Origin of the sequence: Gordonia hirsuta DSM 44140 = NBRC 16056 (assembly GCF_000333015.1) — a bacterium.
In the GTDB taxonomy this organism is placed as follows: Bacteria; Actinomycetota; Actinomycetes; order Mycobacteriales; family Mycobacteriaceae; genus Gordonia; species Gordonia hirsuta.
Genome location: NZ_BANT01000067.1, coordinates 1 through 9,069 on the forward strand (window position 1 = coordinate 1; position 9,069 = coordinate 9,069).

The 9,069-nt window shown below is 69.7% G+C and carries 10 protein-coding genes; 4 read left to right on the forward strand and 6 right to left on the reverse strand.

Annotated features, from left to right (window positions below; genetic code table 11):
- Nucleotides 1–94 precede the first annotated feature (94 nt).
- The 4 genes from GOHSU_RS15925 to GOHSU_RS15940 all read right to left on the reverse strand — a co-directional run bounded on the left by GOHSU_RS15925 (nt 95) and on the right by GOHSU_RS15940 (nt 3,839).
- Nucleotides 95–931, reverse strand: coding sequence for an SDR family oxidoreductase (locus tag GOHSU_RS15925; RefSeq protein ID WP_005944291.1), 837 nt, complete (start codon nt 929–931; stop codon nt 95–97).
- A gap of 84 nt (nt 932–1,015) precedes the next feature.
- Nucleotides 1,016–1,804 carry an ABC transporter ATP-binding protein gene (locus GOHSU_RS15930; protein WP_005944296.1) on the reverse strand — a complete coding sequence of 263 codons (789 nt, stop codon included), beginning with the start codon at nt 1,802–1,804 and terminating at the stop codon, nt 1,016–1,018.
- Complete coding sequence (locus GOHSU_RS15935) at nt 1,801–2,844, reverse strand: FecCD family ABC transporter permease (protein WP_005944299.1); 1,044 nt, start codon at nt 2,842–2,844, stop codon at nt 1,801–1,803. Before GOHSU_RS15935 ends, GOHSU_RS15930 begins: the two co-directional genes overlap by 4 nt.
- Nucleotides 2,841–3,839 carry a FecCD family ABC transporter permease gene (locus GOHSU_RS15940; RefSeq protein ID WP_005944302.1) on the reverse strand — a complete coding sequence of 333 codons (999 nt, stop codon included), beginning with the start codon at nt 3,837–3,839 and terminating at the stop codon, nt 2,841–2,843. Before GOHSU_RS15940 ends, GOHSU_RS15935 begins: the two co-directional genes overlap by 4 nt.
- A 237-nt stretch (nt 3,840–4,076) precedes the next feature.
- Between GOHSU_RS15940 and GOHSU_RS15945 the strand changes: the two genes are divergently transcribed.
- The gene (locus tag GOHSU_RS15945; protein WP_005944304.1) at nt 4,077–4,541 is read left to right on the forward strand and encodes a hypothetical protein; all 465 of its coding nucleotides are present in this window, start codon (nt 4,077–4,079) and stop codon (nt 4,539–4,541) included.
- 83 nt (nt 4,542–4,624) lie between these two features.
- On the opposite strand, the gene GOHSU_RS15950 is transcribed toward GOHSU_RS15945, so the two are convergent.
- Entirely contained in the window at nt 4,625–6,007 is a 1,383-nt protein-coding gene (locus tag GOHSU_RS15950; protein ID WP_005944307.1) for an FAD-dependent oxidoreductase, read from the reverse strand.
- A gap of 199 nt (nt 6,008–6,206) precedes the next feature.
- Between GOHSU_RS15950 and GOHSU_RS15955 the strand changes: the two genes are divergently transcribed.
- The 3 genes from GOHSU_RS15955 to GOHSU_RS15965 are packed head-to-tail and all read left to right on the forward strand — an operon-like array spanning nt 6,207 to nt 8,353.
- Nucleotides 6,207–6,725 carry an Rv0361 family membrane protein gene (locus GOHSU_RS15955; protein ID WP_005944310.1) on the forward strand — a complete coding sequence of 173 codons (519 nt, stop codon included), beginning with the start codon at nt 6,207–6,209 and terminating at the stop codon, nt 6,723–6,725.
- Between the two features lies 1 nt (nt 6,726).
- Nucleotides 6,727–7,140: a rhodanese-like domain-containing protein gene (locus GOHSU_RS15960; protein ID WP_005944313.1), complete on the forward strand. Its 414-nt coding sequence runs from the start codon at nt 6,727–6,729 to the stop codon at nt 7,138–7,140.
- Nucleotides 7,141–7,153: 13 nt separating this feature from the next.
- Nucleotides 7,154–8,353, forward strand: coding sequence for an O-succinylhomoserine sulfhydrylase (locus tag GOHSU_RS15965; protein ID WP_005944316.1), 1,200 nt, complete (start codon nt 7,154–7,156; stop codon nt 8,351–8,353).
- Nucleotides 8,354–8,395: 42 nt separating this feature from the next.
- On the opposite strand, the gene GOHSU_RS15970 is transcribed toward GOHSU_RS15965, so the two are convergent.
- A partial coding sequence (locus tag GOHSU_RS15970; RefSeq protein ID WP_005944319.1) for an isochorismate synthase occupies nt 8,396–9,069 on the reverse strand: 674 nt, incomplete at its 5' end.

A 9,069-nucleotide genomic window follows, 5' to 3' on the forward strand; every position in this document is an offset into this window, starting at 1 on the left:
GCCGCCGCGCGGACCCGTGGGACCCGCCGGTCCGGCCGGTTCCCGCCCGCCGGTTCCGCCGCCCCCGCCGCGGTAGGCCGGTCGGCTGGGCCGATCAGTACAGGTAGTCCTCGCCGCTGGCGCGCACGGTGATATCGCTGATGCTGATGCCCCACGGCTGGTCGATCACGTGGACCACGGCGTCGGCCAGCTCCTCGGGGGAGATCAGCCAGTAGGCGATGGAATCGTCGTCGGTGAGGGCTTCGGGCAGGGTGCCGCGCACCATGCCGGTGACGTGCTCGGTGTATTCGGCGGCCCGCTGGCCGACGATCCCGTAGATGGCGGTGTCGTTGACGATCCAGCTGGCCAGGTTGGTGCCGGTGACCCCGGTCGGTTTGACGGTGGTGACCTTGATCTTGCCTTTGGATTCGATGCGCAGCGAGTCCGACAGGACTGTGACGGCGGCCTTGGTGGCGCTGTAGACGCCCGAACCGGCGATGCCGGCGTTGCCGTAGATCGAGGAGATGTTGACCACCTGACCGCGGCCCTGGGCGATCATCTGGTCGTAGACGGCCGAGATGCCGTTGATCACGCCCTTGATGTTGATGTCGATGGCGCGGTCCCACTTGTCGGCGGCGGCCCCGTGGTCGGAGAAGTAGGCCAGCGGCATCACCCCGGCGTTGTTGACCAGGACGTCGACCGCGCCGAAGGCGTCGATCGCCCGGGCCACCGCGGCCCGGAGCGCGGCCCGGTCGGTCACGTCGGCGGCGATCCCCAGACCCTGCCCGCCGGCGGCGGTGATCGCCTCGAAGACGGTGGCCAGCGCCTGGTCGTCGACATCCACACCGACCACCCGGGCACCGCCGGCAGCGCACTTCTCGGCGATCAGCCGGCCGAAACCGTTGCCGGCGCCGGTGATCAGAATGACTTTGTTCTGCAGATACTCGGACATGGCTCCCTTTGCCTGGATGGATGACTGCCGCCGATGGACGGCGGGCACCGTCGGTGGCCGGTCCGCGCCGAAGGAGGTGCGCCCTCAGCCGCGTGCGGTGCCGACGGGCACCACCATAGGCCCGCCGGACACCGGATCGTCGACGATGACCGATGTGAGCCCGAAGGCGCGCTCGAGGAGCTCGGCCCGCAGAATCTGCGCCGGGGTGCCCTCGGCGATCACCTCGCCGTCGGACATCACCACGATGTGGTCGCTGTAGCGGGCCGCCAGATTCAGGTCGTGCAGCACCATGACGACGGTCTTGCCGTGCCGGGTCTTCAGGTCGTGCACCAGATCCAGCACCTCGATCGAATGCGCCAGATCCAGATAGGTGGTCGGCTCGTCGAGCAGCAGCAGATCGGTCTCCTGCGCCAGGGTCAGCGCGATCCAGACCCGCTGACGCTGCCCGCCCGAGAGCGCCTCGAGGGGGCGGTCGGCCAGGTCGGTGGTGCCGGTCAGTTCCAGGGCGCGCGCGATCGCGCGGCTGTCCCCGGCCGAGGACTGCCGGTACCAGCTCTGATGCGGGTGGCGGCCGCGCGCCACCAGATCGGCGACCCGCAGGCCTTCGGGGGCGACCGGCTGCTGGGGAAGCAGCCCCAGGGTGCGGGCGACCTGCCGGGGCGGGAGTGTGCGGATATCGGCGCCGTCGAGCCGCACCACCCCGGTCTGGGCGGGCAGCAGGCGGGCCAGTGCGCGCAGCATCGTCGACTTGCCGCAGCCGTTCGGGCCGATGATCGTGGTGATCGCCCCGTCCGGGACGGCCAGGCTCTGGTGGGCGACGACGATGCGGCCGTCGTACCCCACGGACAGGTCTTCGGCGAGTAAACGGGTCATGCGGTCGCCTTTCGGGAGGCCTGCACCATCAGATAGATCAGGAAGGGGCCGCCGACGGCCGCGGTCACCACACCGACGGGCAGACCGGCCGGCAGTACGGTGCGCAGCACGATGTCGGCGGCGAGCACCAGCAGTGCTCCGGTGAAGCCCGCGGCCACCGGTGTGGGCTGGGCGGTGCCGGTCAGGCGCATGCCGATCTGCGGTGCCAGCAGCCCGACGAAGGCGATCGGACCGGCCGCCGAGACCGCCAGGGAGGCCACGACGACGGCCACCAGCAGGGTGCCCGCCGTCATCGGCCCGACCCGGACGCCCAGGCTGCGCGCCAGATCCTGTCCCAGCCCCAGGGCCCGCAGATCACGTCCGGCCACCACCGCCCAGCCCAGGCCGATCAGCACCGCCGCAGCCGCGGCCGGCACCACCTGCCAGGTGGCCAGTGACACCGAGCCGACGATCCAGCGCTGAGCGCGGGCGGCATCCCACTCCTGTGCGCGCACCAGCAGATATCCGGTCAGCGCCTGCAGCATCCAGGTCAGGCCCACCCCGATCAGGATCAGCCGCAGGGTCGACATCCCCACATCGCTGCCGCGCCGGAGGCTGAGCAGGTACATCACCGCGGCCGCCGCCAGGCCGCCGAGCAGGGCCGCCGTGCCCACCCCGCGACCGGCCGCCCAGGAGCCGGTGGTGGTGATCGCCAGGACCGCACCGAAGCCGGCCCCGGCGGTGATCCCGAGCAGATCCGGGGTCGCCAGGGGGTTGCGGGTGATCGTCTGGGTCAGCGCACCGGCCAGACCCAGACCGAAACCGACCAGGGCGGCGACCAGGGCCCGGGGCAGCGCGTCGTCGAACACCACCACGTTCTCGGCGCGGGTGCCCCCGCCCAGCAGGATGCGGGCCACATCGACCGGAGAGGTGAAGCCGATCGCGATCGACACCAGGAAGGCGGCGACCGCGGCGACCGCCAGACCCGTGCCGACCAGCAGCAACCGCCGGTCCAGAGTCAGGGCGACCGGCCCGAACGAGAACTCCGTCTGTCGTCTCATACCGCGGGCAACCTCCGGCGCCGGACCATCAGCATCAGAGCCGGACCGCCGACCAGCGCCAGCATCACCCCGACGGGGATCTCCCCGGGCCGGGCCAGCACCCTGCCGAGCACATCGCAGGCCAGCAGCAGGACTGCGCCGATCAGCGCCGAATAGGGGACGATCCACCGGTAGTCCGGGCCCACGACCGCCCGCGCCAGATGCGGAACCACCAGACCCAGGAAGACGATCGGGCCGCATGCGGCGGTGGCGGCGCCGGCCAGCAGGGCGATGGTGGCGATCCCGGTCAGCCGGATCAGCAGCAGACGCCCGCCCAGCGCGGTGGCCATCTCGTCCCCCAGACTCAGCAGATTCAGGAACCAGCCGCCGGCCAGCGCCAGGACCAGGCCGACGGCGATGAACGGCAGCGTCGCCCAGAGCACCTCGGGGCCGCGGCCGGCCAAAGCGCCGACGTTCCAGGTGCGCCACACGTTCAGGGCGGCGCCGTCGCTCAGCACGATCGCCGAGGTGATGGCCATCCCGAACGCCGACAGACCGGTGCCGGCCAGCACCAGGGTGATCGGGGTGCCGCCGGACAGATTCGCCAGTGCGAACACCGCCAGTGCGGCCACGGCGGCGCCGCCCAGTGCGGCGACCGCGCCGATCAGGGGACTGGTGGCACCGACGATGAAGACGACGGTCACCACGGCGAAGGCGGCACCGGCATTGATGCCGAGCAGACCCGGGTCGGCCAGCGGGTTGCGGGTGTGCCCCTGGGTCAGGGCGCCGGCGGCCCCCAGCGCCAGGCCCGCCGAAAGCCCCAGTCCGGTGCGCACCAGACGGTTGTCGACCAGTTTGACCAGCTCCGGGTCGACCGCGGCCCGGTCGGTGAGCGCCTCGAACACCGTCGTATAGGACAGGTCGTGCACACCCAGCCCCGAACCGACCGCGAGGGAGGCCAGACACAGAGCGGCCAGCAGCACGCCCAGAGCGAGCGCGCCGAAGGCCTTCTTCACAAAGGGAAAGCTTACCTAACTACCGATTGTGGTCGATGGTGGGTGGTCGGCGATAGCGCTGCCAGGTCACGGACGCCGGAGCGAATTCGTAACGTATCGGTCTGATCCGGGCGATAACCAAGGCAAGGGTTGGCACCATGTGAGCTGACCCCCCGAGGTTTTGCGGTAACCGGTCCGGTTGCCCTGCCCGCCCTCGCGCGTCCCGATCGGGGATCGCTGAAACGAAAGGATCTGATGATGAAGAAGACCCTGAAACGAGCCGCGGTCGCCGTCGCCGCGGCCGGCACCGTCGGTGCCGGTGCGCTGCTGGCGCCCGCACCCGCCCAGGCCGCCGGACCCGGCGACCTGCAGATCATCGGCGGCGTGAACTGTGAATTCAAGGCGTGGGGACCGAACTGGAACTCCGGTCCCGTGTGGCAGATGAAGCGCTTCTTGGGCGTGACGAACGTCGGCGGCAGCACCATGACCGGGGTGACCGTCACCGAGTTCGGTGGTGCGACGAAGATGGTGCCGGCCAATAAGGACAAGAAGACCAAGGCCGGCGAGCTGAAGCCGGGGCAGACCGCGATCACCGTGACCAACACCTGGAAGGGCTGCTGGCCGGCTTCGATCTCCGGGTACACCATCGGTGACCAGGTGGAGAACCCGTTCAACAACGTCGGCTACTGGCAGAACGTGCGCCGCGTTCAGCCCAATCCGTGACGGAGCACTGAACCGAACGACGCCGGCCCGCTTCCTCCCGGGGGAAGCGGGCCGGCGTCGTTAGTGGGTCAGACGCTGGTGGGTCAGATCTTGTCCGGCTCGGAGGCGGCGAGCATCTCGTGACGCTCGACCACCTTCTTGCGTTCGCGTCCTTCGGCGGCGCCCAGGCCGCGCTCGTACTCGTCGAGGCGGTACCAGCCGTCCCAGGTGGTGTACGGGATCTGGCGCGACTCCAGCAGCTCGATGATCGCCGACTCGTCCGGCGTTTCGGGGGTGTTCAGTGCGCCGTTGACCATGTCCTCGACCAGGCACTCGACGGTCTCGTTGGCGTCGCCCTTGGTGTGGCCGATCAGACCCACCGGGCCGCGCTTGATCCAGCCGGTCGTGTACAGGCCGGTCAGGTGTGCGCCGTCGTCGAAGACACGACCGGCCTCGTTCGGGATCACCCCGGCCTGGCTGTCGAAGGGAATCTCCGGCAGGTTGTCGGACAGGTAGCCGACGGCCCGGTAGACGGCGCCGACCTCCCAGTCGGTGTGCCTTCCGGTCCCCTTCACATTGCCGGTGCCGTCGAGCTCGGTGCGCTCGGTCCGCAGGCCGATCACCTTGCCGTCCTCGCCGAGGATCTCCACCGGGCTTTCGAAGAAGTGCAGGAAGAGTTTGTGGATCGCGCCGACCTTGGGCTCGTGGATCGCGTAGTTCTCGATGATCGTGGCGACCTGGTCGGTGATCTTGGAGGTCCGGCGCGCCACGGCCGAACCCTCGTCGTACTCGATGTCCTCGGGATTGACCACCACCTCGATGTTCGGCGAGTGGTCCAGTTCCTTGAGTTCGAGCGGGGTGAACTTGGCCTGCGCCGGACCGCGCCGGCCGAAGACGTGCACCTCGACGGCCTTGTTGGCCTTGAGGCCCTGGTAGACGTTGTCGGGGATGTCGGTCGGCAGCAGCTCGTCGCCGGTCTTGGCCAGCACACGCGCCACATCCAGGGCGACGTTGCCGACGCCGATCACGGCGACCTTCTCGGCCTCCAGCGGCCACTCGCGCGGGAAGTCCGGGTGGCCGTCGTACCAGGCCACGAACTCGGCGGCGCCGAAGCTGCCGTCCAGGTCGACCCCGGGGATCCCCAGGGCGCGGTCGTCGGTGGCGCCGGTGGAGAAGACGACGGCGTCGTAGTGCTTGCGCAGGTCGGCCAGGGTGATGTCGGTGCCGTAGTCGATGTTGCCGAGCAGGCGTACCTGCGGCTTGTCGAGCACCTTGTGCAGGGCGGTGATGATGCCCTTGATGCGGGGGTGATCGGGAGCGACACCGTAGCGGATCAGGCCGAACGGAGCGGGCATCCGTTCGTACAGGTCGATGCTGACGCCGCGTGCGGCGGCGGTCTCCGACTTCATCAGGGCATCGGCGCAGTAGATCCCGGCGGGACCCGCGCCGACGATGGCTACGCGCAGCGGGCGGCTGTTCTCAGACATGGGCAGTCGCTTCCTCACTGGATGACAAGGTGGTTCCACGGTATGCCCTGGTCGTCCCGGGCCAAAATTTCCGTCTGAGGCTGCCCTCACTAGGGTCATTCTGCGGCAAACTCTTGACGGACCGGCTAGGATCTGCCTTCCCCGACTGGCGGGGATGCGCGCAGACTCCCTGCGGGCGCGGTCGATAGAATCAGCGGCTATGAGCACGCAGACGCCCGGCGGCGCCGATTTCCCGGACGACCGCCCGGACGAGGAATATCCGCAGAAGTTCGCCGAGGAGTTCGGTGACGACGAACCCGACCGTAGCCGGTGGCCGTTTCTGATCGCCCTGGGCGTGGTCGGGGTGCTGGTGGCCATCGTCGTCGGGGTCGCGGTCTTCAGCCCGCCCGATGAGCGGCTGAACGACTCGACCCTGGTGCAGTATGCGGTCAACGACGCCTACACCGCGCGCAACTCGCTCAACTACGAGCAGTACCGCAACGCTCAGTGCACCGCGAACCTGCAGGCCGCCGACTTCCCGACCGCCGCGGAGTTCGTCGAGGAGAACCGCAAGGTCCGCGAGGAGCAGGGGCAGATCGTGATCCCGTCGATGGATGTGGACATGCAGGGCGACACCGCCCGCGTGGTGGTGCACTGGCATCGCGAGCGGGCCGAGAACGACAAGCAGACCACCACGGTGACCGTGGTGCGTCAGGGCGACGAGTGGAAGGTCTGCTGACATGGGCTACACCGGTGATGTGACGCCCCGGCAGGCGTGGGAGGCCCTGCGCGAGGACCCGAAGGCCGTGCTGGTGGACTGCCGCACGTCGGCGGAGTGGTCGTTCGTGGGGGTGCCCGACGTCTCGACGCTGGGGAAGGAGACGGTCTTCGTCGAATGGGTCGGATTCCCCGGCGGACTGCCGAACACGCGGTTCGTCGAACAGCTGCGGGAAGCCGGGATCGGCGACGAGGCCGCGGTGTACTTCCTGTGCCGTTCGGGGGCCCGCTCGATCGGTTCGGCCGAGGCCGCCACCGCCGCCGGAATCACCGAGGCGTACAACATTCTTGACGGCTTCGAAGGTGCGCTCGACGCCCAGGGGCATCGCGGATCGACGGGCTGGCGCGCCGAAGGACTGCCGTGGAGGCAACAGTAGAAGGAGTGCTCGAATGAGTCAGGACCTGCCTGAGTGGGTATCGCCGGAGACCATCGCGGTCCGCGGCGGCATGATGCGGTCGGGTTTCTTCGAGACCTCCGAAGCGCTGTACCTCAACAGCGGCTATGTCTTCGATTCGGCCGAGGCCGCCGAGCGTGCCTTCACCGGTGAGGACAAGCGGTTCGTCTACACCCGCTACGGCAATCCCACGGTGGAGATGTTCACCGAACGACTCCGTCAGATCGAGGGCACCGAGGCCGCCTTCGCCACTGCCAGCGGCATGGCCGCAGTCTTCGTGGCGCTGGGCTCGCTACTCAAAAGCGGCGACCGGCTGGTGGCCGCGCGCAGCCTGTTCGGCTCCTGCTTCGTGATCTGCAACCAGATCCTGCCGTCCTGGGGTGTGCAGGTGGACTTCGTCGACGGCGAGGATCTGGATCAGTGGGCCGCGGCGCTGTCGGAGCCGACGACGGCGGTGTTCTTCGAGACACCGTCGAATCCGATGCAGACCCTGGTCGATGTGGCCGCGGTCGCCGAGCTGGCGCACGCCGCCGGCGCCACGGTGGTGCTCGACAATGTCTTCGCCACCCCGCTGCTGCAGCGCGGCGTCGACCTGGGTGCCGATGTGATCGTCTACTCGGGCACCAAGCACATCGACGGTCAGGGCCGGGTGATGGGCGGTGCGGTGATGGGCTCGCAGGAGTTCATCAGCGGTCCGGTGCGCGAGCTGATGCGGCACCTGGGTCCGGCGCTGAGCCCGTTCAACGCCTGGGTGATGCTCAAGGGTCTGGAGACCATGAAGCTGCGACTGGACCAGTCGGTGGCCAGCGCGCTGACGATCGCGCAGTTCCTCGACGCCGATCCGCGGGTGTCCCGGGCCATCTATCCGTACCTGCCCTCGCATCCGCAGTACGAGCTGGCGCGCCGGCAGATGGCCGGCGGCGGCACCGTGGTGACCTTCGAGCTGGCGCAGCGACCCGGGCTGACCGGGAAGCAGCGGGCCTTCGAGGTGCTCAACGGGCTGCAGATCGTCGACATCTCCAACAACCTCGGCGACGCCAAGAGCCTGATCACCCATCCGGCGACCACCACGCATCGTGCGATGGGCCCGGACGGTCGTGCCGCGATCGGGCTGACCGATGCGATGGTGCGGCTGTCGGTGGGCTTGGAGAACGTCGACGATCTGATCCGCGATCTGGACCACGCCCTGGGCTGAGCCGCGGGCTGCCGCCGGTGCCGGGACAGCGAGAACGGTGCGTCAGGGTGCGGAGTCCACGCCCAGGGCCCGGCGCACGGTGCGGAATTTGGCATCGGTCTCGGCGACCTCGGCGTCGGGGTCGGATCCGGTCACGATTCCGCCGCCCGCCCAGGTCCGGATGTGCCGGTGGTCGGTCGCCAGCTCCAGGCAGCGGATCGACACCAGCCACTCGCCGTCCCCGGCGGCATCGCACCAGCCGACGGTGCCGGCGTAGAACTCGCGCGGACCCTCCAGCTCTTCGATGAGCCGGGCGGCCGCCGCCCGCGGCGTCCCGCAGACGGCGGGGGTCGGAGACAGCAGGGCGGCCAGGTCCAGGGCGGTCACATCGCGGTCGCGCAGCACCCCGCGGATCGGGGTCGCCAGATGCCACATCTCGCCGGTGGCCATCAGGGACGGCCGGGCCGGTGCACTCAATTCGGTGCACAGGGGGGCCAGCCGGTCCCGCAGGTCGTCGACCACGAAGGCGTGTTCGCGCAGGTCCTTGTCCGACGCGGCCAGGGAGTCGGCGGCGGCCCGGTCCGCGGCCGGATCGGAGTGGCGGGCCGCCGAGCCCGCATACGGATGGCAGGTGACGATATCGCCGCGCCGGCGGACCAGCAGCTCGGGGCTGGCGCCGATCAGCCAGCGGCCGGCGGGACCGCGGGCGGCGAACACCGCCGCGTCGCCGGCACCGG